Source organism: Kribbella rubisoli (genome assembly GCF_004217145.1).
In the GTDB taxonomy this organism is placed as follows: domain Bacteria; phylum Actinomycetota; class Actinomycetes; order Propionibacteriales; family Kribbellaceae; genus Kribbella; species Kribbella rubisoli.
This window is the reverse complement of sequence record NZ_SHKR01000014.1, coordinates 551930-574628: the sequence shown is the minus strand read 5'-3', so window position 1 is coordinate 574628 and position 22699 is coordinate 551930. Positions and strand designations below refer to the sequence as shown.

Here is a 22699-nt window from a genome sequence, read left to right as displayed (position 1 = left end):
TTACTGCCGTTGCCACGCCGGGGAACAAGCGACGGTCCGAGGATACTAGGGAATCCTCGGACCGTCGCTGTACGTCTAGCTGTGCCGGAGCTCGCGCAGGTTGCGGGCCAGTGCATCCTGGCAGACGGCGAGCAGCAACAACACGTCCGACAGATCCATGCCAGCCGGGTTGAGCGCGTCCTCCGTGCCGCGATCGTACGCGGCGCGTTCCGCCTCGGTGGCGTTCTCGTAATCGTAAGATCCAGTCATGGTCGGGGCCTCCAGTCAGGTGCCGATCTAGGGACCGGTCTGGAGTGCCTGCTCCGGCCGGTCCCGCCTTGTAGGTGGGTACTCATCGAGCATGCGCCCGCGAGCCGGCACGGCGCAACGTGCGACTTGTGGGCGGTACCTGATGTGACCTGGTGCTACCTGGTGAGCCTTGATGAGGCGTGGTGGGCGAGACGACCCGTGTCCAGCCGGCGGACAGGCACCTAGTGGCACGCCGGTGGCACGAAGAAGGCCACTCCCGGTGGAAGTGGCCCGTGACCTGCGTAAACGTTGCTCCCGCGACTGGACTCGAACCAGTAACCTGCCGGTTAACAGCCGGCTGCTCTGCCAATTGAGCTACGCGGGATCGTGGTAGTGCGTGACCCCGAAACCCTGAGGACCTGAGTAGGTTAGCAGGCGGGAAGCGAACTACAAAAACGGGATTCGGCTCCCTGCGGGGTCAGATTCCGAACTCGTCGCGGACCTGCCGGAGCGCGGCCTCCGCGGCGTCCACTACCCCCGGCTGGTCGGGCTCCAATCCCTTGTCCAGAACGAAGTTCCAGGTGACCGGGGTATCGGTGACAGCCGGATTCCGGCGGCCGACGATGCGTACGCCGCGTTTGCCGGCCAGCGGAACGTGGCGCTGGACGATGATGCTCGCGTCGACACGTTCACGCAGGAGCTGGCCGAAGCGTCCGGGGTCCTCGACCTTGAGCTCGGTCGCGCGCAGCGGCGTACCGAAATCGGTCGTCTCGTAGATGTGCAGCACCGATGCTTCGGAGTCCCAGTTGGCGCGCTCGATCTGCTCCCAGCCGACCCGGTGATCGGCGTCCGTGGAGTCCGACGGCAGGTAGACGGCTGTCCGCGTGCCGGCGGCCCAGCGGCCGTTGGTCAGCTGCACGGCGGCCAGGATGTCTTCCTTGCTCCCGGTCGCTTCGCGGGCGGCCGCCGAGACGGCGTCAGCCAGCTCACGCGGCCAGGCAGTGCGGAGAAGTCTCACATGTTCATCATCCCAGTCTGAGCAAAGTCGGTGGATCGAGGGTCAGGCGACGTAGTCGCGGAGCTGAGGGAGGGCTCGGCGGCGCAGGTGGCGGAGGGCTTCGCGTTCCAAGGTGCGAACTCGTTCGGTGGTCAGGTCGAGGCGGGTGGCGGTTTCTTCAGGAGTACAAGGGATCCGGCCCTGCAAGCCGTAGCGATGCAGCAGGACGGACTGGTGCAGGTCATCGAGGAATTGGAGGTGGTGAGCGAGGTCACGGCGGAGGGCGGCACGCAGAACGATCGGATCGTCGTCGATCACCGAATCGGACTCGTCGAGGTCCAGGCTCTCGGGTTGGATCCGCCACGCCTGGGCGCGCTCGACCCGCGCGACGGTGAGGCCGGCCGCGTGGGCCAGCTCGGGATTGGTCGGCTCGCGGCCCAGTTGCTGCGTCAGGTCGTTGCGGCTCGTCGCCACCCGGGACGCGTCGGCATACGCCTGGGCCGGCATCCGGACCAGCCGCGAGCGGTCCGAGATCGCGCGTCCGATCGACTGGCGGATCCACCAGATCGCGTACGTCGAGAACCGGTGCCCGAGCCGATGATCGAACCGCTCGACCGCTCGCATCAGCCCGATGTTGCCCTCCTGGATCAGATCGAGCAGCGAGATGCCCTTCCCGGCGTACCTCCGGGCCAGCGAGACAACCAACCGCAGGTTGCCCTCGATCATCCGGTGCCACGAGAGCCGCCCGAGCGCGACCACCTGCACGAGCTCGCCCGAGTCAGGCCGCCCCGGATCGCCGTTCAGCTGCTCCGCCGCCAGCAGTCCGGCCTCGATCCAGTGCGAGTGCTCGCTCACCTCCTCCAAGGTCAGTAGTTCGTGCTGCCCGATGTCGCGCAGGTACGCCACCAGCGCGGTCACGTCCGCCGGATCACAGTCCAGATCTGCCATCCCGTCCCTCTCGCCGCCGAATCTCCTTACCCAAGAGAGTGCCGCGATTCGGCCGGCCAGAACGCGGTGACTTCAAGTATGTGGATAACTACGAAAAGTCAGTTCCAGGCTGGGTAGGACGGCGCGACCTCGGCGTACCGATCGGACCAGGAGGGGAGCTCGGCGTCGTCGAGCCAGGCCTCGAGCCGGTCGAAGAAGGCGTGCGTGCCCGGGATGAAGCCGCGGGCGTTCTGCTCGGACAGGCCGGTGTGCGTGAAGGTCAGCAATGTCCCGTCGCCAGAAGGGCGCAGCTCATAGCGAACGACGCTGTCCTCGACGATGCGCTGATGCCATTCGTGCTCGAGCACGTATGGCGGCTCCCAGACCAGGATCCGGCCGGTCAGCCGCTTCGCGTCCGGCGCCGCCGGGGGATCGGTCGGGATCATCTCGATGGTGCCGCCGGTGCGCCCGTCGATCACGGTCTCGCCGAACCAGGCCTGGCGTTCGAGCGGATCGGTGAGCGCCGCCCACACGCGCTCGATCGGGTAGGGGAGGTGGCGGCGGAAGGTCATCGTGGTGCGGTCGCCGTCGATGGCGAGCTCGCCCAGGCGGTCAGGTGCGGTCATGCGGGGGCTCCTCGGGGTTGTCGGCCAGATGCTGCTCGAGGGCGTCGAGGTGCCGCGGCCAGTACTTGCGGTACCGGCTGATCCAGTTCTCGATCTCCATCAGCCGGTCGGCGCGCAGCGCATAGATGCGCTTCTGACCCTCCGGCCGTACGTCGACCAGCCCGACCTCGCGCAGGATCCGCAGATGCCGGGAGACGGCCGGCTGGGTCAGCCGGTGCAGATGCTCGACCAGCTCACCGGCGGGTCGCTCGCGCTCCGCCAGCAGATCGAGCACTTCCCGGCGGCTCGGCTCCGCGATCGCCTCGAACACGTCCATGCCGAGAAATATTACAGAAGGCATATATAGAGTTCAAGTGATATATCTCAGGCGTACGCGCGAAGCCCGCTGAGGAGGCCCTGGTGGAACGGGTTGGCATCGACCGCGTCGAACCAGGCCGCTCCGGTGACCAGCGGTTCGGGCGGAGGGACGACGACCGCCGCAGGTGTGGCGCCGGCCGGACCGCGCCGACGGAATTGATCCTCGAGCTCAGGGGCGGGCATATCGGGCAGGAGAACGAAGGTGTCAGCGGGCAGGGCAGCGGTTGCGTTGGGGGAGAAGGCCTCAGGAGCGTCGGCCGCGAGGGCGGCGAAGGTGGTCGCGGCCCGGGCGGCGGCGCCGGCCGGGTCCTGGCGAACCTTCTCGAGGTCGGCGAGGACCGTGGAGAAGGTGACCGACGAATCGCCGTAGTCGATGAAGCGTGAGAGTTTGCCCGTCTTGATCCGGGTGGCGGCAGGAGCCAGCGGATTCATCAGCGACGGTACGCCGTACCGAGCCCGCCCGCCCACGACGACCAGGCGGATGTCTGCTTCGCGAGCGACGATCAGCGAGCGGTAGAAATCGGGGTCCGAGCGGCGGACGACGATCAAGTCAGCCAGCGCGCCGCGTTCCAGTCGACCCAGCGGCCGCGGCCACACCCCGGACAGCGCGTCGCCGGGGTTCGAGGTCAGCATCCGGACAAGTTCCTCGTCCGTGAAGACCGACTGGGTCTTGTTCCACAGGTCAGCGACCTTCAACTCCCACAACACATTCCGCGTCCCCGACGGACCCCAGTCCGATCCGAGGCACAACCGCACCCCGGCGGCGTGCGCGGTTCTCACATCCGCCGTTGCCCCGTACAACCACAGGTTCGAGAACGGCGACCACACCAGCGTGGAATTCCCGGCCCGCATCGCGGCGAAATCATCGGCGTTCAATGCGCCGCCGTGAATCGCCACGAGTTGTGGTTTCACGACGTCGACGGCTTCCAGCAACTGGAACTCGGACCGCAGTTTCGGATCCGACCCCTCCGCCGAATGCGCGATGAATCCACGCCCGGCTGCGACCGCCGCGGCGTACGGCGCCAGTGCTTCCTTGCTGTCGGCAACAAGTGTGCTGACCCGGATGAAATCGTCGTGGGTGCCGAGTTTCTCCGAGTCGATGTTCCGGATCAGGTCGTTGTCCGGCGGCACGGCGCCGCGCGGGTTGCCCTGGATCGACGTCGTACCGCCGATGATCGCCCGCGTCTCGACGTACCTGAGCAGGGCTCGCCCCGCGGCCGCGCCGAGCAATCGGGCCGGCTGGCTGATCTGGGCGCTGTACGTCGGCGCGCCGCCCCACTGGTTGTGCGAGGTCCACGGCTTCTTCCGCGCCGGCTCGGTCCACAACGGCAGGCTGTTGTACATCAAGTGATTGTGTAGATCGATCAGCCCGGGATAGATCAGCCCGCCGGCGGCGAGTTGTACTGCGTTCTCGAAACCGGCCGGTATCGCGTCGATGGGAGTGACCGCCGCAATCAGTCCGTCATCGCCGACATACACCGCGCCACCGGGAAGAATCTGTCCGTCCGGTCGCATTGTCACCACGGTTCCACGCAGTACAAACATGGCTTGCCCTCCCGTAGAATTCCCCCTGCCGCCCCTGATCTTGAGCGTAAGGTCACGGATCGTCTCAGGGGAGATTTGGGGGGCAGAAGTATGGCGATGCTCGATTTCGATCCCGGCCCGCCGGACACGGTGGCGCAGCACTTCGCGAACGTCCCGAGTTATGCCGACGTCCAGGAGTTGTTCTGGTACGACTGGGGCCCGGTGTTCTACCGCGGCCGGCTCGACGGCTCGGGCCGGTTGCTCGCCGTCGCGTCCGATCCCGGACCGACGGAACGGATCGCCGGCCGCACGCTCGTGGGTGACGCCGGGCAGCGCGTGCAGGGCTTCCTGACGAAGCTCGGCCTGACCGTCAGCTACACACTCGTCAACGCATACTCCTACGCGCTGATACCGTCCCGCGCGCAGCAGGCCGCGCCGTTGCTCTCCAGACCCGATCAGCTGACCTGGCGCAACACTCTGCTCCAGTTGATCACCGGCCCGCAGTTGCAGGCGATCGTGGCGTTCGGCGTCCAGGCCAGGTCGGCCGTACACCTGTGGACCGACAAACCCGACGTACCGGTCTTCGAGGTGCCGCACCCGTCCAGTCGCAACGCGAAGGCACTTGTCGACGGCTGGCGCGCGGCGATCACCGAACTGCGCACGATCGTGACGCCGGACCCCGATGGCGACAACACCGGCGCCAACTACGGCCCGAAGTTCCTGGAGACCGACTACGCGGCCGTTCCGCCGCGCGACCTGCCCTTCGGTGTGCCGCCGTGGCTCGGCAACGACGCCTGGGGACGGCACGACAAACCACGTCATAACAACAGTGTCGAACGCCCGGACACCGACGTTCTGAACACGCTTGTCTGGCGCGCACCCAAACTGGACTGAAAGTTGTCCCCTGCTGCCGCTACCTTGGTCGGATGCGAGTGGCGACGTGGAATGTGAACTCGGTCAAGCAGCGGATGCCGCGGTTGCTCGACTGGCTCGACGAGCGGCAGCCGGACGTCGTGTGCCTGCAGGAGACCAAGCTCGCGGACGACGCCTTCAACGCCCTGCTCGGCGCCGAGCTGACCGATCGCGGTTACCAGATCGGTCTGTACGGCGAACCGCAGTGGAACGGCGTCGCGCTCCTGTCGAAGGTGGGGCTCGAGGACGTCGTCACGGGTGTCGCCGGCGCGCCCGGCTTCCCGAATCCTGAGGCGCGGGCCGTTGCCGCAACCTGTGGCGGCATCCGGATCCACTCGCTGTACGTGCCGAACGGGCGCGTCCCGGACTCCGATCACTACCACTACAAGCTGGCCTGGCTCGCTGCCCTGACCGAGGTCATCGCGAACGGTCCGGCCGACCAGATCGTCTGCGGTGACATGAACATCGCGCCGACCGACGCCGACGTTTTCGACCCGGCGGCGTACGTCGGTCAGACGCATGTGACTCCACCCGAGCGGCAGGCGCTGGCGGAGCTGATGGCCGCGAAGGACCTGCACGACGTCGTCCGCGACCGCTGGCCGAGCGACCGCATCTTCAGCTACTGGGACTACCGCGCCGGCATGTTCCATCAGGATCTCGGCATGCGGATCGACCTGATGCTCGCGACCGATCCGGTGGCGGAGCGGGTCAAGGCCGCGTGGATCGATCGCAAGGCTCGCAAGGGCACCGGGCCGAGCGACCATGCCCCGGTGATCATCGATCTCGACACCGCGCCGGACGGCGATATCGGTCCGGTCGTGCCACCGCCGTCCGCGCCGCGGACCGGCCGGAAGAAGACGACCAAGCTTCCCCAGAGCCGCTGATGCGCCGCCTCGCTGCAGTCGCGATCCTCGTACTCGCGACCCTCACCGCCTGCAGTGACGACAAACCGCCCGCGCCGAGCCCGGTCGCGTGGACGAAGGTCGACACCCCGGCAGAGCCTGTCACGCTCACCGCCCACGACGACCAACTGCTGATCGGCCTGCGTCATCGCGGCGCCAAGGTCGTCCCGGAGCTCCTGCTCCAGGACAGCACCGGCAAGCGCACGCCGATCACCGTCAAACCCAACCCGGCCAGCCCGTACGCGGCCGAAGCCATCTGGTACTCGATCGCGTACGACGGGAAGCAGCTCCTCGCGCTCGGCGGCGCGGCCGGCGGCGCGCACTCCAACACCCGCTGGACGGTCTGGTCCGGCACACCCCAAACCGGACTCATCGAACAGCCACAGGACTTCTTCACGTTCGGCGGCCAGACCGCGGGCGACCTCTACAGCGCAGTCATCACGCCGAGCGGTCGCGCGCTGCTCGGCTCGTGGGGCGGCGTGGAGACCGGGAACGACGCCATGGTCTGGCTGCCCCAGGGCAAGAACTGGACCCGGCAGGATCCGACGAAGACGGCGCTGCAGAGTACTCCGAACCTCCTGGTCGGCCCCGGCTTCGGTACGACGCTCGGCGAGAGCATCGTCCTCTTCGGCTCGCAGGTGCGCCTAGCGCCCAACGTGGTCGCCCAGGAGGCAGCCGTCTGGCGATCGACCAAGCTCAACCAGGGCTGGTCCCGGATCGTCCTGCCTGAGCCGGGCAACCGTAGCCAGGTGAACACCGCGACCTGCGCCAAGGACTGTGTGATCTCCGGGTACGTCGACGGTCAGCTCGCGCTCTGGCAGCTCGACGCATCCGGTACGGCGAAGCGTCTCCAAGGCGTGCCATCCGTCCCGGTCGGCGACAAGGACAAACTGCCGCCGCCGGTCGTCGACGGCGGCAAGATCATCCAGATCGTTGCCCAGGACAACAAGGTAAAAGTGCTCACCTACCAGGACAGTCACTGGACCGTCCAGGACTCACAAGGTCCGGCCGGCCAGGTGACCGACGACGTACTGATGCCGGATCACAAGCTCTACCTGATCGCCGGCACCACGCTCTGGCAGACCACACTCAGCTGACCTCTTAGCTGACCTCTTAGCTGAGGAGCCCTTTCACGTACGCCGCCTGGCCCGCGTGCTGCGCGCAGTCGTCGATGACGCTGACGAGTCGCACCCCGAGCGAGACCGGCGGGTTCCACCGCTTGTCGACGATCCGGTCCAGACCTTCGTCGGTCACCGTCGCGAGGAACTGCACAGTGCGCGCGTGCACGGCGTCGTAGTACCCGAGCAGCTGATCCGCTGACAGTTGAACCAGCGCCACCTGGTCGGACGTGTGTGCGTATCCGGTGTCGGCTGCGGGCAACGGCAGACCGAGCCGCTCGTGCCAGCCATCCGCCGTGTACACCTGGTCATATCCACCCGCGCCCGCGAGGTGGTCGTCCTGGACCCGGGTCAGGTGCCAGACGAGCCAGGCGATCGAGTTGGCCGAGTCACCCGGCCGCGCCGCGAGTGTCTTGTCGTCGAGCCCTGTCACGACATCGTGCAGGACCTCCTGAACCCGGCTGTGTGCGTCCAGCAGCAGTTCACTTGTCTTCATACCGGCCACCGTAGTCTTCGACTGGGACAGTTCTGAGAAGAGGGAGCAATCGTGGAATATCGCACGCTGGGCACGAGCGGCGCCGTGGTCTCGACCTACACGCTCGGCACCATGACGTTCGGCAACGAGACCGACGAGGCCGGTGCGCACGTACAGCTGGATCGATACACCGAGGCCGGCGGGAATTTCATCGACACCGCGGACGTGTACACCGGCGGTGTGTCCGAGCAGATCGTCGGACGCTGGCTGGCGAAGAGCTCCGCCCGCGACAACGTCGTACTGGCCACCAAGGGCCGGTTCCCGACCGGTGACGGGCCGAACGACGTCGGCACGTCGCGTATCCATCTGCGGAAGGCGCTGGATGCGTCGCTCGACCGGCTTGGCGTCGAGCACATCGACCTGTACCAGCTGCACGCGTGGGACCCGGTCACGCCGCTCGAGGAGACGCTGAGCTTCCTCGAGGACGCCGTACGGGCCGGCAAGATCGCGTACGGCGGGCTGTCGAACTTCACCGGGTGGCAGCTGCAGAAGGCGTGCGACCTGATCGGGTACCGCGGCTGGTCGAAGCTCGTGACGCTGCAGCCGCAGTACAACCTGCTCGTGCGTGAGATCGAGTGGGAGATCGTGCCGGCCGCGCAGGAGAACGGGCTGGGTCTGCTGCCGTGGTCGCCGCTCGGCGGCGGCTGGCTGACCGGGAAGTACTCGTTCGACGAGGAGCCGACCGGTGCGACTCGGCTGGGTGAGAACCCGGACCGCGGCGTCGAGTCCTGGTACCGGCGCAGCCGCAACCAGCGGGTCCGTGACGTGGTCGACGCGGTCCGGGAGATCGCCGAGGCTCGCGGGATCTCGATGGCGCAGGTCGCGCTCGCCTGGCTGGTCGACCGGCCGATGATCACGTCGGTGATCCTCGGCGCCCGCACGCTCGAGCAGCTCGACGACAACCTCGCAGCGGCGGATCTACACCTCACCGCGGAGGAGACCGCGAAGCTGGACGAGGCGAGTGATCCGGGCGCGGCGGACTACCCGTACGGCGGTCCTGGCGTGGCGCAGCGGGGCCGGCCGATCACCGGCGGGCGTTCCTGAGAGCAGTCTCAGGTAGCTGAGAAATCTCAGCGGAAATGCCCCCAGATTCCGCGTGTTCGTCCGCGATGGTTCCGGCGCGCCGCGGTTTGCGGGAGGCTGTGTGGGCCGACGAGCCATCACGCCCGGTGGCTCCCGGTCCGCACAGCCCGAAGGAGAGTCAGCAGTGATGATCCGCCACAATCGCAGGCTTCCCCTGGCCGCCGGCCTCGGCGCCGCTCTGGTCGCCGCCGTCGCCGTCCCAGCCGTTGCCCTAGGCCACGATCAGGGTGCGCCGACGACCACCCCGGTCAAGCATCTGGTAGTGATCTTCCAGGAGAACGTCGCGTTCGACCACTACTTCGCGACGTATCCGCGGGCCGCCGATCCGGCCGGCGAACCGGCGTTCACCGCGGCCCCGGGGACGCCAAGTGTGAACGGCCTCAACACCCCACTCGCGGCGCCGAACAACCCGAATTCGGCTCAGCCGTTCCGGCTCGGCCGGAACCAGGCGCAGACCTGCGACCAGGACCACAACTACACCGACGAGCAGATGGCGGTCGACGCGGGTCTGATGGACAAGGTCGTCGAGACCGTCGGTCGCGGCGCCGGCACCTGCGCGGACTACGGGCACGGAAAAGGCCTGGTGATGGGCTACTACGACGGCAATACCGTCACCGGTCTGTGGAACTACGCCCAGCACTTCGCGATGAGCGACAACTCCTACGGCACGACGTACGGTCCGTCGTCGGTGGGCGCCATCAACCTGGTCTCGGGACAGACCCACGGGTTCAGCGCCGACGGCGACGCCGTGCCGGCCGCCACCGGAACCATGATCGGCGATCCGCAGCCGGCCGGCGACAAGTGCAACACCCGCGACAGCTCGACGGTCACCGACTCGAAGAACAAGAACGTCGGAGACCTCCTGAACGCCAAGAACATCAGCTGGGGATGGTTCGAGGGCGGATTCGCCGACTGTACGGCGACGCACACGGACCTCGGCGGGGTCAGCAGCGCCGACTACATCCCGCACCACGAGCCGTTCCAGTACTACAAGAGCACCCAGAACCTGCAGCACACGCCGCCGGCGTCCGTCGACGAGATCGGTCACAACGGACCGGCAAATCATCAGTACGACCTGAAGGATTTCTGGGCGGCCGTGAACAACGGCAGCACGCCAGCTGTGAGCTACCTGAAGGCGGCTGCGTACCAAGACGGGCACGCGGGCTACTCGACTCCGCTGGACGAGCAGCACTTCGTGGTCGACACGATCAACCGGTTGCAGAAGTCGAAGGACTGGAAGAGCACGGCCGTCGTCATCGCCTACGACGACAGCGACGGGTGGTACGACCACCAGGTCGGTCCGGTGGTGAACCAGTCCGACGACCCGGCGCACGACGCGCTGACCGGTGCGAACTGCGGCACGAACCCGGCCAGGATCGCCGGTGGATATCTGGACCGGTGCGGGTACGGCCCCCGGCTCCCGCTGCTCGTGGTCTCGCCGTACGCGAGGCAGAATTTCGTCGACCACAGCGTCACGGACCAGACCTCGATCCTGAAGTTCGTCGAGGACAACTGGAAGACCGGTCCGATCGGCAACTACTCGTTCGACGAGAAGGCGGGCTCACTCGACAACCTGTTCGACTTCCACCACAAGGCGAAGGCGCTCTATCTGGACCCGGTCTCGGGTCAGCCGGTGAAGCACTAAGACCCGAGGGCAACGCGGAGAGCGGCGTACGACGCAACCAGCGCACGCCGCTCCTCCGCCAGCAGCGGGTCGGCGCGATCGCATCCGGCTCGGACCCAGCGGTCCGACAGGTCCATCGCCTCGACCCGTTTGCGCGCTGCCCGGCGTACTGCGTCGCGGTCCGCGTCGTACACGTAGGAGTAGAGGTCGATCAGTGCAGTCTCGAGCTGCTCCTTGGTGACATCCGGCGAGTGCTGGTGCTCGCGGTGGATGCGCCACCACTCGACCTCGAACGCGGCGGCGCGGGCCGGGTCGAAGAGCAGTCCGCTCGAGGCGGCGACGAGCTCGTAGAAGCGGCGCATGTACGCGCGCGCCGCATCCGGCTGGTTGTCGGGGTACGGCGCCCAGACCTGGTTGGCACGGAGTACGTACCAGGCTCCGCTGAGTGTCCGGTGCGGTGCCATGCCGAAGCCGGCGCTGACCATGCCGACCGCGGCGACGAGGAACTCGCGCCACTCATGCCGGTAGTAGGCGGTCCAAGCGTCCGTCTCGCGGTTGCCGACGACCACCGGGTCGAAGGACAGTGGACCTGTTCTGATACGCATGATCCCTCCCCCTGAGGAGATCCGATGAACGATGGTAGTCCGATCGCGGATGTGGTGGCGCGCATGCAGCAGCGCCTCGACGACCTGCCGGAAGAGCTCGCGCACCGGCGGTTCTTCCTCAGCACCTACCAGCGCACGACGCAGGCAGTGGGGAAGGCGATCGACGACGCCCGCTTCGAGGACCCGGCGTGGGTCGAGGTCTGGGACGTGAAGTTCGCCGAGTTGTACCTACAAGCCCACGATGCAGACATCGCGGCGCGGGTGGGGGAGGAAGGCCGGTCGTCGTGGGGTGGGGGGCCGGCTCGGCCTTGGCGGTTGGCGTTCGAGGCTTCGAGGGACTTGCCGGCGTTGGGGCATGTGTTGTTGGGGATCAATGCGCATGTGAACTACGACCTGCCGCAGGCTCTGCTGGAGGTGATCAGTGATGAGGACTTCTTGGAGCCGGCGTTGATGGATCGGCGGCGGCGTGATCACGAGCGGATCGACGGAGTGCTGTCGCAGCGGGTCGCGGCCGAGGACGGCGAGCTGGCGGCGACTGGAGCGCGCAGTTTGCTGGACCACGTGCTCACCCCGCTCAACCGGCTGGCCTCACAGCGCTTCCTGCGTGAGTCGCGCCAGAAGGTCTGGCACAACACGTTCGAGCTGCAGCGAGCGCGCGTCGGAGGCACCTACGACAAGCGACTGGCCGAGCTGGAGGTCCTGAGCGCCGCCAAGGTCGCCGACCTCCTAAGGCCGGGCCAGGTGTTGCTGCGGCTGGCCGTGACCGGCTTCGGCGTCACGCTGCCACCGGTCTAGCTCGGTAGTACGCCGGACCACAGGAAACCGACAGCCAAACAGAACAGCGTCACCAGGCCGAACACTCCGACCCACAGCAACGCCGGCACACCAGTCAGCCGCCGCAACTGATCAGCGTCCGAGCTACGCCCCTGCCCGCCACGCCGTGACCGCTGCAGCTCCATGACCGCTCGCGGCGCAGCCAACAGCAGGAACCACGTGAGCAGGTGAGCAAAAGCGGTCTGTACCTCGGCAGACCCCCACCACGACACTCCGAACACCACAGCGCCGAACACCAGCACAGACCACAGTCCGAAGAGATTGCGGATCTGCAGCAGCAGAATCACCAGCGCGAGCAACAGCCCCCACAGCAGCGCCACGGCGTACCCACGACTCAGCACGAACGCTGCAGCCAACCCAAAGAGCGCAGGACCGGGGTAGCCGGCGAGTAGTACTGCGATCATGCCCGCGCCGGTCGGCTTGCCGCGCGACACCGTAACGCCGGACGTGTCCGAGTGCAGTCTGATCCCGGACAGCTTCCGTCCGACCAGCAAGGCGATCAGACCGTGCGCGCCTTCGTGGGCGATCGTCACGACCTGCCGCGTGTGCCGCCACAACGGTCGCCAGGCGATCAGCAGCAGTGCGACCACACCGGTCCCGATCACCAACTTCAGAGACGGCTCGGGCTGGACCGACGTGATGCTGTTCCAGAACTCACTCACCCGCACATCCTGACAGGCAGGTGGTCAACCGCCCGCCGTTGACATCGTCTGGTGTGCGAACGACCGTTGAGAGATCGCGGGGGGAGGGGCCGTTTTGCTTTGGGGGAAAGATGTCTCAACCACGCACGATGACACGCACGGGGAAGAAGACCGCAGCCGCTGCGAAGAAGGCCGCCGCCAGACGGCGGACCACGGCAGCCGTCAAGGAAGCAGCGGCCGTCCCGCTGCCCGACTTCCTCGACTCCGCGGGAACGCTGACGCTCGATCAGCGCAGACTGCTGGTGGATCAAGCGCTCCTGCTGCTCGGTGAGAACTACGTGCACCTGCCGCTCAAGGTCGCGATGCACGCGGTCAACCCGCTGCAGCGCCTACGCGTGTTGCGCGCCCGGATGGAGCGCCAGACGGACGACACGATGCAGGAAGAGTGGATGTTCCACCGCGAGATGTCGAGCATCTTCCACTCGGTCCGCGACCTGCACACGAACTACCTGCTGCCGGTGCCGTTCGCCGGGAAGATCGCGTTCCTGCCGTTCATGATCGAGAAGTGCTACGACCCTGAAGACATAGGAGGCAACGAGCACTACCTCATCACCCGCACGATCACCGGCTACCAGGCGCCGCAGTTCGGTCCGGGCGCCGAGGTGACGCACTGGAACGGTACGCCGATCGCCCGCGCGGTCGCCCTCAACGGTGCGGTGTTCGCGGGCAGCAACGACGCCGCGAACCTCGCCCGCGGCCTCGAATCGCTCACGCTCCGGCCGCTCGTGATCCAATCCCCGCCCGACGAGGACTGGGTGACGCTGACGTACGTCGGTCTGGACGGCTCGAACCAGGAACTCCGCGAGCAATGGAAGGTCGCCACCAACCTCCCGCCGATGACCGACCTCGACGCAGTCAGCGAGGCGTCGGCGTTGATGGGCCTCGACCTCGACTCCGACGAGAAGTCCCGCGCGAAGAAGGCCTTGTACGTGCGCGACGTCGTCGAGCTCGAACGCGGTCAGAGTTCCGCCGAGCTCGCCGCACCGGCCGCTGTCGCCGGCGCCGACCTGCCGACCACAATGCCGGGCGTGTTCCGCGCCCGCGAGGTCGTCACGTCGTCCGGCAACTTCGGGCATCTGCGGATCTTCACGTTCAGCGTGCAGGACCCGGTCGCGTTCCGGGACGAGTTCGTCCGGCTGGCCGCGATCCTGCCGCAGAACGGCCTGATCGTCGACGTACGCGACAACGGCGGCGGACACATCTACGCCAGCGAGTTCACCCTCCAGACGATGACGCCGCGGCGGATCTCGCCGGAGCCGGTGCAGTTCATCAGTACGCCGCTCAACCTGAAGATCTGCCGGCGGCACAAGGACAACCCGGCCGGGATCGATCTCGGTCCGTGGTTCGACTCGCTCGACCTGGCGATCGAGACCGGTGCGCAGTACTCCGCGGCGAAGCCGATCACGCCCGAGGACGGCGCGAACGACGTCGGGCAGACGTACCACGGGCCGGTCGTGCTGATCACCGACGCACGGGTCTACTCGGCCACCGACATCTTCACGGCCGGGTTCGCCGACCACGAGATCGGCACCATCCTCGGCGTCGACGACAACACCGGTGCGGGCGGCGCGAACGTCTGGACCCACGGCCTGCTCGCATCCCTGCTCAACGAGCCACCTCCGCCCGACGAGACGTCGCCGTACATCGCCTTGCCGAACGGCGCGAACCTGCGGGTCGCAATCCGCCGCACCCTGCGCGTAGGCAAGCTCGCCGGTACGCCGGTCGAGGACCTCGGCGTGAAACCGCACGAGACGCACCGGATGACCAAGGCCGACCTGCTCGACGGCAATGTGGACCTGCTGAACAGGGCCGGTGCGCTGCTCGCCGCGCTACCGGTTCGCAGGCTCGACCTGAAGACGTCGCTCAGCGGCACGACGCTCACGGTCGCGATAGATGCCCAGAGCATCGATCGGGTCGACGTCTATCTCGACGAGCGCCCGATCAGCTCCGAGGATCTGACCGGGCCGCTGAGCATCGACATCCTCGAGGTGAATCCGGGCGCGCTGCTGCGGGCGGACGGATACACGTCGGGGAACCTGGTCGCGAGCCGTCGGGTTACCGTCTGAGGTATGCAGACCCTTCACCTGACCGCCGAGGAAGAGGCAATGCTCGGCGGTCGGGACGGGGACGGCGTCGCGCTCGCGATGCGCGTGATCGTCGGTCAGGCGCGGATCTCGGACGCGCCGCGGCTGGTCGAGATCACGTCAGCGCACGTCGACTCGTGCCTGTACCACGGCCAGGTCAGTCTGGACTTCGCCCACCGCCTGGTCGACCTGGGCGCTCGGGTACGCGTCCCGACGACGCTGAACGTCGGCTCGATGGACCTCATCCACCCGGCCCTCGTCCGCGATCAGGAGCTGGCGGCCGCGGGGCGGGAGCTGATGGCGGCGTACGTCGACCTCGGATGTACGCCGACGTTCACGTGCGCGCCGTACCAGCTCCCGAACCGGCCCGGGCTCGGGGAGCACATCGCGTGGGCGGAGTCGAACGCGATCGTGTTCGCGAACTCGGTCCTCGGCGCGCGCACGGATCGGTACGGCGACTTCCTCGACGTCTGCGCGGCGATCACCGGACGAGCGCCGTACGCCGGATTGCAGACGTCCGAGGCGCGGCAGGGGACCGTGGTATTCGACTGCCGGGCGTTGGGAGACTTCCTGCATTCGGAGCTGGCGTATCCGTTGCTCGGGCACCACATCGGGTCGGTGGTAGGTGCTGGAATCCCTGTGCTGGTAGGGATTCCAGCAGAGGTGACCGAGGATGATCTGAAGGCGCTGGGCGCGGCGGCCGCGTCGGCTGGGGGAGTTGCGTTGTTCCATGCGGTCGGCATTACGCCGGAGGCGCCGCGCGAGTTCGCTGAGCTTCCGGTGCGCGAGGTCGATCTCGACACCCTGCTCCGCGTCAGGCGCGAGTTGTCGACGACCGGTGAGCTCGATGCGGTGAGCGTCGGTACGCCGCACGCGTCGTACGCCGAATGTCTGCGGCTCGCGGAGTTGCTGAAAGACGGGCCGCCGCTGAAGGTGCCGTTCTACCTGTCGACCAACCGCCACACGCGGGAGCGGCTCAAGGGCGCCGAGCTGGACGTGTTGGAGAACGCCGGCGTGACCGTGGTCGTCGACACCTGCACGTACGTCACCGCGATCCTCTCGCCCGACTGGAAGAACGTGATGACGAACTCCGGCAAGTGGGCGCATTACGCACCCGGAAACATCAACGTCAGCGCGGTCCTCGGCTCGCTGGCCGAATGCGTCGCGTCGGCCCGTGCCGGTCGGGTCGTCTTCGAGTGATCATCCGAGGCCGCACTCTCCACCCCGGCACCGCGACCGGCGAGCCGATCCGCCTCACCGCGCCGCTCTCGTTCTGGGGCGGGACCGACGAACACGGTCGCATCGTCGACGCGCATCACCCGCAGTGCGGCGCCGTTCTCACCGGTCGCATCCTGATGATGGAGTCCGGCCGCGGCTCCAGCTCAGCCAGCAGCGTCCTGGCCGAACAGATCCGCGCCCGCACCGCACCCGCCGCGATCATCCTGACCCGCCCCGACCCGATCATCCCGCTCGGCGCCCTCGTCGCCGCCGAGCTCTACAACCTCGACCTCCCGGTCGTCCTCGCGCCGTACGACGCCATCCCGGACAACGCGCGGTTGCACGTTTCGGCCACACCGACCGAGGCAACCATCACCTGGACGACCGCATGAGTACGGCGGTTGCCGCGAAGAGGACTGCGCAGCCGGCGAGGGCGATCGGGAGGGTGGTCAGGCCGGCGAGGGTGGAGATCGTGATGCCGCAGACGATCTCGCCGAGGTACTCGAGCTGGGCCAGGAACGAGTGGGTCGTCGCGCGGATGTCTGCGGTCGTGCGGGTATTGATCCAGATCGTGCTGATGACCCGCGTCAGCGGGGTGACGATGCCGTTCAGGAGTACGACGGCGATCGCGCCGAGGGCCGGATCGCGGGCGAATGCGAGCAGGAGCATGCTGAGTACGCCGACGAGCGCTGCCAGCGCGTAATCGGTCGCGGCGTGGATCCCGGTGATGCGCCGCGTGACGAGCCGCAGAACGACCGCACCGACGGCCAGCCCGACCACCCCGAGCGCCGTGAACCAAAGGATCGACGGCGGCAGGCCGAGGTCGATCAGCTGCTTCTGGGTGAGCCGGCCGGCCGCATCCGAGGCGCCGTTGACGAGGAACGTCGCGGCGAAGATCAGCAGGATCGCGCGGCTCCGGCGTACGAGCGTGACACCGCGGACGAAGGTGGTCCACGACGTCGACCAGCGGGCCGTGCGGGTCGGGACGAAGTTGTGCTCGGTGAAGCGGAACGCGACGTACAGCGCGAGCGACATCATCGCGACGCCGGCAACCATGATCGTGACGTCGCGCCGGGTCGCCCAGGCGAGCAGACCGAGCGCGATCAGGCCGGTCGCGGCGCCGGTCAGCTGGGCGCGGGCGGCGCGCGTCAGGACGAAGTTGATCCGGTCGGGCCGATCGAGCTCGTCGGTGATCAGCGCGACGTCCGATCCGCTCGCGAACGTCCACGAGATACCCCACAGCACCTGGGTCGCGAGGAGAGCCGGGAACGACTCGAACAGTCCGGTCGCGAGCATCGCCGTACCCATCAGCACCTGGGAGATGACCAGCGACCACTTGCGGCTGATCGTGTCCGCGATGACACCGGCAGGTACTTCGAACACGAGCGCGAACGCACTCTGGACGGACCCGATCAGCACGAGCTGGGCCGGGGAGAGGCCGGCGTCGACGACCAGGTAGACGCTCGTGACCAGCCACCATCCGTTGTGCAGGACCGCGCGCATCCACGTCCACCGGATGAAGACCTTCTCCATGCCGATCGATCCTTCCGGGGACTACGGAGCGGCGCCAGCCAATATCCGACCGCTGTGAGGTGAGGATCACAGTGCAAAACGAATGACCGTTCTTGATCTCAGCAAGGCCACAGGCGCAGGGTGGAATTACAGAGAACGAGCGTTCGGTTTGAGGCTGGGGGTCGGCATGGCGCAGATGACTCTGGACCGGGTGGGGCAACCCGCGCTACCGGAGCTGGGGCGGAGTCGTAGGGGTGGGGTATGGCGGGTTGTCCGCGAGATCGCGCTGCTGGCGGTGCTGTTCGGGGTCTACAACCTCGGACGGTTCCTGTCGGCGGAGCACTCGGGGTCCGCGTTCAAGCACGCCCACGAGTTGATCCGCTGGGAGGCCCGGCTCGGGCTGCCGAGCGAGGCGACGCTCCAGCATCACGCGCTGCAGGTCGACGGGCTCGCCCGGGCCGCGAACCTGTTCTACGCGACCGTGCACTTCCCGCTGACCGCGATGGTCCTGCTGTGGTTGATGATTCGCCGCCCGGCGGAGTACGGGAAGGCGCGCTGGGCGCTCGCGTCGCTGACCGGGCTGGCGCTGATCGGGCACATGCTCTTCCCGCTTGCGCCGCCGCGGATGATGTCGGGCTGGGTGGACACGGGCGTGCTGCTCGGCCAGTCGGTCTACGGACCGAGCACGCACTCCGGGGTCGCGAATCAGTTCGCCGCGATGCCGAGCCTGCACGTCGGCTGGGCGTTGATGGTCGCGGTGTTCCTGATCCGCGCGACGCGGTCACGGTGGCGTTGGCTGTGGATCGCACATCCGCTGCTCACCTTCACGGTCGTCGTGGTCACCGCGAACCACTACTGGCTGGACGGTCTGGTCGCGATCGCGCTCGCAGTACCGCTGCTCCTGATCTTCGACAGTTCGTCGTCGGCGCGGACGAGGAAGGGCTCGCGTTCGAGCACCAGCCTGGCTGCGGCGGCGCCGATGTCGAACCAGAGCCCGATCAGCTCGAGCCGGCCCTGAGCCTCGGCCTCACGGACACACGCGAAACTCCGCAGGTTCTCGAGTTGTACGGCGACATTCGCGACGGACAGCTTGTCCGCGGGTGAGAGCTTCACGCCGGTGGCCGGATCGATGATGTCGGGCAGCGCGACCGCACGGCGTACCGACGGCTCCAGGTGCCGCAGCCAGCTCTCCAGGCCGGAACCCTCTGGTACGTCGGCAGCGAGCGCGGCAGCGGCGGCGCCGCAGGAGGAATGACCGCAGACGACGATCGACTTCACGCCGAGCACTTCGACGGCGTACTCGATCGCGGCGTCGACGGAGCTGCTGTTCGAGCCCTTCGGCGGCACGAGGTTGCCGATGTTCCGCACGCAGAACTGGTCGCCGGGACCGCTCGTGGTGATCATCGTCGGCACGATCCGCGAGTCCGCACAGGTGATGAACAGATGCTCGGGTCGTTGCCCCTCCGCCGCGAGTCGCGCGAGCAGCGGGCGGATCTCATCGGCCGAGGCCTCGAACTTGCGGACACCGTCCAGCATCTGCCGACCGGACTGAGCACGATTCAGCTCGACGATGCCGCCGCGGGCGATGTGCCCCCGCCGCCAGTCCTCGATCGCCTCGTACGCTGCGTGGTCGAGATGATCCACGGTGAGCTCGACCCGAACCGTCGCACCGGCCGGGATCGACCGCAGCGTCCGCACGAGTGACGCGACCCCCAGGAACACCAGCGTGCCGCGGATCCGGACGGTCCACACGCCGTCGGACTCGGTTGCGGTGACGGTCGCGCGGGCAAGCCGGTACAGCACGCGCACGACCGCGAGCACCAGGCCGAGCAGTACGCCTTCCGCGAGTCCGAGTGCGGCGACGCCGACCGCCGTCACGACGTACACGAGCAACTCGTCGTGCCTGCGCAACGTGCGGATGTGAGCGAGCTGCACCAATCGCAACCCGGTGACAAGCAGTACGCCGGCCAGTGCGGCCATCGGGATCAGCTCGAGCATCGCGCCGGCGGCGAGCACGAACGCCGCGATCCACAGGCCGTGCATGATCGCGGACGCCCGCGTCCGCGCGCCGGCGGCGACGTTCGTGGACGAGCGGACGATCACGCCGGTGACCGGCATACCGCCGAGGGCGCCGGACAGCGCATTTGCTGCGCCCTGGCCGATCAGCTCGCGATCGAGGTTGCTCCGGTTGCCGCGATGAAGCTTGTCAACGGCAACGGCCGACAGCAACGACTCGACGCTGGCGACCAGCGCAACGGTCAGCACGGCGGTCACGATCTCGATCGGCGCGCCTTCGGGCATCGTCGGCAGGATCAGACTCTGCAGCGGATGGTCCGGCAGGTCGACCCGTGTCACGTCGGGCATCCACACCGCGGCCAGCGCAGTCACCGCAACCACGGCGACGAGCGGTGCCGGAATCACCTTTATTTTGGGGATTCTGGGCCAGGCGAGCACGACCGCGACCGTCAAGATGCCGACGACAACGGAATGACCGTGATGCGTGATCAGTTGCGCGGGCAGCGCGATCACGTTGTCGATCAGCGAGCTCTGAGCCTTGCCGCCGAGCACGACATGCAGTTGCTGGACGGCGATCGTCACGCCGATCCCGGCAAGCATGCCGTGCACGACGGCGGGAGACAGTGAGAGCGCCAGCCGCCCGATGCGGGTGACGCCCAGCAGGATCTGCAGGACACCGGCGGCGCAGGTGACGGCAGCGGTCGCGGCCCAGCCGAACTGGGTAACGAGGCCGGCGACGACCACGGTCAGCCCGGCGGCCGGACCGCTGACCTGCAAGGGGGATCCGCCGAGCGCACCGGCGACCACGCCGCCGACCACAGCGGCCACCAGGCCGGCGATCAGCGGTGCGCCGGATGCGGCGGCGATCCCGAGGGAGAGGGGTACTGCGATAAGGAAGACGACCAACGATGCAGGGAGATCGTGGTGAAGGATGGTCTTCCAGAGCTTGGGAGGTGAAGAGGTCGGCACGGGTGGTCCTCCGGCGTCGGTGCTCAGGGCAACTGCTCGGGCATCAGGCGTCGAAACAAAGAGTGTCGATCTGGTTACCCACTGTACTGACCCGTTCAAGCCCGCACCAGCGGCAATATTTGCTCAGAGCATCGATTCGTCCGGGAACAGCACCCGGCGCGCGTGATCGGTGTCGGTGTACTCCCGGACCGCGACGATCACACCGTCCCGAACAGTGAAGACCGCTCCACATTTGTTGGCATACGCGCCACCGGCCCGGGCGGTCGCCTGCGCAGTCCACTCGGCGAACACCTGCTCGCCGTCGGCGATGACGTTCGTGAGTGCGATGGCAACTGGTGTATCCGGCGCGAAGAGCTTGCCGGCCACCGCACCCAGGAACTCGTCCATGACCAGATCCCTGCCCTTCCAGTCACCGGACAACGGAAGGTCGCCCGGGTAGGTCCAGACGACGTCCGGGGCGAAGCTGGCGTGCATGGTCGCCCGGTCACCCGCCGCCACCGCTTCGACGTACCGGGTCACGACGGTCTTCGGATCCATTGGTGTTGCCTCCTTGTGCAGAGTGAGTACGGCGTTGCCGCGGATGCGGCGATGACGAAGGTCGTCGAGTACGGCGTCGGTCCGGGACCAGTCCTCGACGCGGCCGAGCTCCGGATGGAGCCGGCCCGAGGAAACCAGCCGGACGAGCGTGGCCAGGTCCTGGTCGTCGGCGCCGTGGACGTAGTGGAAGTGCCGGATGCGCGCGGCCTCCGGGGCGGTGAAGAAGTCGAAGAAGTCGAGGGTGACCGGTTGCCGGCTGGCCTCACCGAACCAGATCAGGTCACCACCGGGGACCAGCTTCGACAACGCGACCGGCAGGCTCTCACCACCGACGGACTCGAGCACGAGGTCGAACGGACCACGCGCGTCGGCGACGTCGTACACGAGGGTCTCGGCGCCGAGTTCGAGCAGACGCGCGCCGCGGGCCGGGGAGGAGACGACCGCGGTGACGGCCGCGCCGGCGTTGGCCGCGAGTTCGGTGAAGTAGTGCCCGACCCCGCCGGATGCGCCGGTCAGCAGGATCCGTCGCCCGATCACGCTGCCCGCCGTACGCAACAACCGCAGCGCCGTCAGCCCCGCGAGCGGCAGCGCGGCGGCCTGCTCGAACGAGATGGCGTCCGGCAGTACTGCGACCTGCGTGGCCGGTGCGGTCACCCGCTCGGCCCACCCGGAGTGCGGCAGATGTGCGACCACCCGACTGCCGACAGGCGGACCGTCCTCAGCCGCCTCCAGAACCCGGCCCGCAATGTCCTTGCCGGGCCGCCAACCCTCCCTCGGGCGCTCCAACTGGAAGGTCTCGCCGCGATTGATGGAGAATGCCGCGACCTCGATCACCAGCTCGCCTTCGCCCGGCCGGACCTCGTCGACGTCGGCGAGCCCGACCTTTCCGGTGTCCACCGCAACCACTGCCCTCATTGCCGTTCCGCTCCTTCAACTAGACTCGGCAACGACGCTACGAGCGGGTCGTGGCGGGCCGGAAGACAGCACTTACTACTGCCATAGGCACCAAATGGATACCGACCAGGTCAGAGGCAAATGGGACGCCACCAAAGGGGCCTGCCCGACACGTCAGGTGCTGGGCCGGATCGGCGACACCTGGACGATGCTCGTCATCAGCACGCTCGAGAAGGGCGGCACGCTGCGCTCCGGGCAGCTCAAGTCGATCATCGAGGGCATCACCCAGAAGATGCTCACGCAGACGCTCCGCCACCTCGAGCGCGACGGCGTCGTACGGCGTGAGGTTGTTCCTACTGTTCCGGTGACGGTGACCTATACGCTGACGCCGCTCGGCCTGAGCCTGGCCGCGGCCGTCGCGACGATGCGCACCTGGGCCTACGCCCACATGGACGAGATCGCCGCAGCCCGCACCGAGTACGACGCCAACCTCTGA

General features: G+C 67.6%; 22 protein-coding genes, 1 tRNA gene and 1 pseudogene. 11 read left to right on the top strand and 13 right to left on the bottom strand.

Annotated elements, in window-relative coordinates:
• Positions 1 to 75: 75 nt before the first annotated feature.
• The 7 genes from EV645_RS41955 to EV645_RS28225 form a co-directional block, all read right to left on the bottom strand.
• A complete protein-coding gene (locus EV645_RS41955) occupies positions 76 to 249 on the bottom strand; it encodes a hypothetical protein (RefSeq protein ID WP_157997170.1) in 174 nt (57 codons plus the stop codon).
• Between the two features lie 291 nt (positions 250 to 540).
• Positions 541 to 613, bottom strand: a tRNA-Asn gene (locus EV645_RS28250).
• Between the two features lie 93 nt (positions 614 to 706).
• Positions 707 to 1246, bottom strand: coding sequence for a hypothetical protein (locus EV645_RS28245; protein WP_130447036.1), 540 nt, complete (start codon positions 1244 to 1246; stop codon positions 707 to 709).
• A gap of 42 nt (positions 1247 to 1288) precedes the next feature.
• Positions 1289 to 2173, bottom strand: coding sequence for a sigma-70 family RNA polymerase sigma factor (locus tag EV645_RS28240; protein WP_130447035.1), 885 nt, complete (start codon positions 2171 to 2173; stop codon positions 1289 to 1291).
• 98 nt (positions 2174 to 2271) lie between these two features.
• On the bottom strand, positions 2272 to 2778 hold the full coding sequence (locus EV645_RS28235; protein ID WP_130447034.1) for an SRPBCC family protein: 507 nt from the start codon (positions 2776 to 2778) through the stop codon (positions 2272 to 2274).
• On the bottom strand, positions 2765 to 3094 hold the full coding sequence (locus EV645_RS28230; protein ID WP_130447033.1) for an ArsR/SmtB family transcription factor: 330 nt from the start codon (positions 3092 to 3094) through the stop codon (positions 2765 to 2767). The genes EV645_RS28235 and EV645_RS28230 overlap by 14 nt, the downstream gene beginning before the upstream one ends.
• Positions 3095 to 3141: 47 nt before the next feature.
• A complete protein-coding gene (locus EV645_RS28225; RefSeq protein WP_242000739.1) occupies positions 3142 to 4650 on the bottom strand; it encodes an amidohydrolase family protein in 1509 nt (502 codons plus the stop codon).
• Between the two features lie 120 nt (positions 4651 to 4770).
• Between EV645_RS28225 and EV645_RS28220 the strand changes: the two genes are divergently transcribed.
• The 3 genes from EV645_RS28220 to EV645_RS28210 are packed head-to-tail and all read left to right on the top strand — an operon-like array spanning position 4771 to position 7570.
• Positions 4771 to 5553 carry a uracil-DNA glycosylase family protein gene (locus tag EV645_RS28220; protein WP_130447031.1) on the top strand — a complete coding sequence of 261 codons (783 nt, stop codon included), beginning with the start codon at positions 4771 to 4773 and terminating at the stop codon, positions 5551 to 5553.
• A 32-nt stretch (positions 5554 to 5585) separates the two neighbouring features.
• Positions 5586 to 6455, top strand: coding sequence for an exodeoxyribonuclease III (locus EV645_RS28215; protein WP_130447030.1), 870 nt, complete (start codon positions 5586 to 5588; stop codon positions 6453 to 6455).
• Positions 6455 to 7570: a hypothetical protein gene (locus EV645_RS28210; RefSeq protein WP_130447029.1), complete on the top strand. Its 1116-nt coding sequence runs from the start codon at positions 6455 to 6457 to the stop codon at positions 7568 to 7570. The genes EV645_RS28215 and EV645_RS28210 overlap by 1 nt, the downstream gene beginning before the upstream one ends.
• A gap of 16 nt (positions 7571 to 7586) precedes the next feature.
• Here EV645_RS28210 and EV645_RS28205 read toward each other — a convergent pair whose 3' ends face one another.
• Entirely contained in the window at positions 7587 to 8087 is a 501-nt protein-coding gene (locus EV645_RS28205) for a mycothiol transferase (RefSeq protein ID WP_130447028.1), read from the bottom strand.
• Between the two features lie 51 nt (positions 8088 to 8138).
• Here EV645_RS28205 and EV645_RS28200 point away from each other — a divergent pair, with 51 nt between their 5' ends.
• Positions 8139 to 9170: an aldo/keto reductase gene (locus tag EV645_RS28200; protein WP_130447027.1), complete on the top strand. Its 1032-nt coding sequence runs from the start codon at positions 8139 to 8141 to the stop codon at positions 9168 to 9170.
• 166 nt (positions 9171 to 9336) lie between these two features.
• A complete protein-coding gene (locus tag EV645_RS28195) occupies positions 9337 to 10854 on the top strand; it encodes a phospholipase C (protein WP_130447026.1) in 1518 nt (505 codons plus the stop codon).
• On the opposite strand, the gene EV645_RS28190 is transcribed toward EV645_RS28195, so the two are convergent.
• Entirely contained in the window at positions 10851 to 11438 is a 588-nt protein-coding gene (locus EV645_RS28190) for a hypothetical protein (protein ID WP_130447025.1), read from the bottom strand. The two genes, EV645_RS28195 and EV645_RS28190, sit on opposite strands and share 4 nt — an antisense overlap.
• Positions 11439 to 11462: 24 nt before the next feature.
• Here EV645_RS28190 and EV645_RS28185 point away from each other — a divergent pair, with 24 nt between their 5' ends.
• Positions 11463 to 12233 carry a DUF5995 family protein gene (locus EV645_RS28185; RefSeq protein WP_130447024.1) on the top strand — a complete coding sequence of 257 codons (771 nt, stop codon included), beginning with the start codon at positions 11463 to 11465 and terminating at the stop codon, positions 12231 to 12233.
• Here the strand turns inward: EV645_RS28185 and EV645_RS28180 are convergent.
• Complete coding sequence (locus EV645_RS28180; RefSeq protein WP_130447023.1) at positions 12230 to 12934, bottom strand: M50 family metallopeptidase; 705 nt, start codon at positions 12932 to 12934, stop codon at positions 12230 to 12232. The two genes, EV645_RS28185 and EV645_RS28180, sit on opposite strands and share 4 nt — an antisense overlap.
• 128 nt (positions 12935 to 13062) lie before the next feature.
• On the opposite strand from EV645_RS28180, the gene EV645_RS28175 reads away from it, so the two are divergent.
• From EV645_RS28175 to EV645_RS28165, 3 genes are read left to right on the top strand one after another with little or no spacing between them, the layout of a single operon-like run.
• The gene (locus EV645_RS28175) at positions 13063 to 15039 is read left to right on the top strand and encodes a S41 family peptidase (RefSeq protein WP_130447022.1); all 1977 of its coding nucleotides are present in this window, start codon (positions 13063 to 13065) and stop codon (positions 15037 to 15039) included.
• A gap of 3 nt (positions 15040 to 15042) precedes the next feature.
• A complete protein-coding gene (locus EV645_RS28170) occupies positions 15043 to 16257 on the top strand; it encodes an aconitase X (protein WP_130447021.1) in 1215 nt (404 codons plus the stop codon).
• Complete coding sequence (locus EV645_RS28165) at positions 16254 to 16667, top strand: aconitase X swivel domain-containing protein (RefSeq protein ID WP_242000711.1); 414 nt, start codon at positions 16254 to 16256, stop codon at positions 16665 to 16667. Before EV645_RS28170 ends, EV645_RS28165 begins: the two co-directional genes overlap by 4 nt.
• On the opposite strand, the gene EV645_RS28160 is transcribed toward EV645_RS28165, so the two are convergent.
• The gene (locus EV645_RS28160; protein ID WP_130447019.1) at positions 16648 to 17808 is read right to left on the bottom strand and encodes an MFS transporter; all 1161 of its coding nucleotides are present in this window, start codon (positions 17806 to 17808) and stop codon (positions 16648 to 16650) included. The genes EV645_RS28165 and EV645_RS28160 overlap by 20 nt on opposite strands.
• 166 nt (positions 17809 to 17974) lie before the next feature.
• Between EV645_RS28160 and EV645_RS28155 the strand changes: the two genes are divergently transcribed.
• Complete coding sequence (locus EV645_RS28155; RefSeq protein WP_242000710.1) at positions 17975 to 18805, top strand: phosphatase PAP2 family protein; 831 nt, start codon at positions 17975 to 17977, stop codon at positions 18803 to 18805.
• Positions 18806 to 18819: 14 nt separating this feature from the next.
• On the opposite strand, the pseudogene EV645_RS28150 reads toward EV645_RS28155, so the two are convergent.
• Together EV645_RS28150 and EV645_RS28145 are read right to left on the bottom strand one after the other, a co-directional pair.
• Positions 18820 to 20772: pseudogene (locus EV645_RS28150) on the bottom strand (SulP family inorganic anion transporter); the annotation flags it as partial.
• A 123-nt stretch (positions 20773 to 20895) separates the two neighbouring features.
• A complete protein-coding gene (locus EV645_RS28145) occupies positions 20896 to 22224 on the bottom strand; it encodes a nuclear transport factor 2 family protein (RefSeq protein WP_130447017.1) in 1329 nt (442 codons plus the stop codon).
• A 94-nt stretch (positions 22225 to 22318) separates the two neighbouring features.
• Here EV645_RS28145 and EV645_RS28140 point away from each other — a divergent pair, with 94 nt between their 5' ends.
• Positions 22319 to 22699 (top strand): winged helix-turn-helix transcriptional regulator, encoded by a 381-nt coding sequence (locus tag EV645_RS28140; RefSeq protein WP_130447016.1) that lies wholly within the window; start codon positions 22319 to 22321, stop codon positions 22697 to 22699.

Coding starts and splice junctions, on each gene's coding strand:
- EV645_RS41955 (WP_157997170.1), bottom strand. CDS start 249: ATGACTGGATCTTACGATTACGAGAACGCCACCGAGGCGGAACGCGCC.
- EV645_RS28240 (WP_130447035.1), bottom strand. CDS start 2,173: ATGGCAGATCTGGACTGTGATCCGGCGGACGTGACCGCGCTGGTGGCG.
- EV645_RS28235 (WP_130447034.1), bottom strand. CDS start 2,778: ATGACCGCACCTGACCGCCTGGGCGAGCTCGCCATCGACGGCGACCGC.
- EV645_RS28230 (WP_130447033.1), bottom strand. CDS start 3,094: ATGGACGTGTTCGAGGCGATCGCGGAGCCGAGCCGCCGGGAAGTGCTC.
- EV645_RS28225 (WP_242000739.1), bottom strand. CDS start 4,650: ATGCGACCGGACGGACAGATTCTTCCCGGTGGCGCGGTGTATGTCGGC.
- EV645_RS28220 (WP_130447031.1), top strand. CDS start 4,771: ATGGCGATGCTCGATTTCGATCCCGGCCCGCCGGACACGGTGGCGCAG.
- EV645_RS28215 (WP_130447030.1), top strand. CDS start 5,586: ATGCGAGTGGCGACGTGGAATGTGAACTCGGTCAAGCAGCGGATGCCG.
- EV645_RS28210 (WP_130447029.1), top strand. CDS start 6,455: ATGCGCCGCCTCGCTGCAGTCGCGATCCTCGTACTCGCGACCCTCACC.
- EV645_RS28205 (WP_130447028.1), bottom strand. CDS start 8,087: ATGAAGACAAGTGAACTGCTGCTGGACGCACACAGCCGGGTTCAGGAG.
- EV645_RS28195 (WP_130447026.1), top strand. CDS start 9,337: ATGATCCGCCACAATCGCAGGCTTCCCCTGGCCGCCGGCCTCGGCGCC.
- EV645_RS28190 (WP_130447025.1), bottom strand. CDS start 11,438: ATGCGTATCAGAACAGGTCCACTGTCCTTCGACCCGGTGGTCGTCGGC.
- EV645_RS28185 (WP_130447024.1), top strand. CDS start 11,463: ATGAACGATGGTAGTCCGATCGCGGATGTGGTGGCGCGCATGCAGCAG.
- EV645_RS28175 (WP_130447022.1), top strand. CDS start 13,063: ATGACACGCACGGGGAAGAAGACCGCAGCCGCTGCGAAGAAGGCCGCC.
- EV645_RS28170 (WP_130447021.1), top strand. CDS start 15,043: ATGCAGACCCTTCACCTGACCGCCGAGGAAGAGGCAATGCTCGGCGGT.
- EV645_RS28160 (WP_130447019.1), bottom strand. CDS start 17,808: ATGGAGAAGGTCTTCATCCGGTGGACGTGGATGCGCGCGGTCCTGCAC.
- EV645_RS28155 (WP_242000710.1), top strand. CDS start 17,975: ATGGCGCAGATGACTCTGGACCGGGTGGGGCAACCCGCGCTACCGGAG.
- EV645_RS28145 (WP_130447017.1), bottom strand. CDS start 22,224: ATGAGGGCAGTGGTTGCGGTGGACACCGGAAAGGTCGGGCTCGCCGAC.
- EV645_RS28140 (WP_130447016.1), top strand. CDS start 22,319: ATGGATACCGACCAGGTCAGAGGCAAATGGGACGCCACCAAAGGGGCC.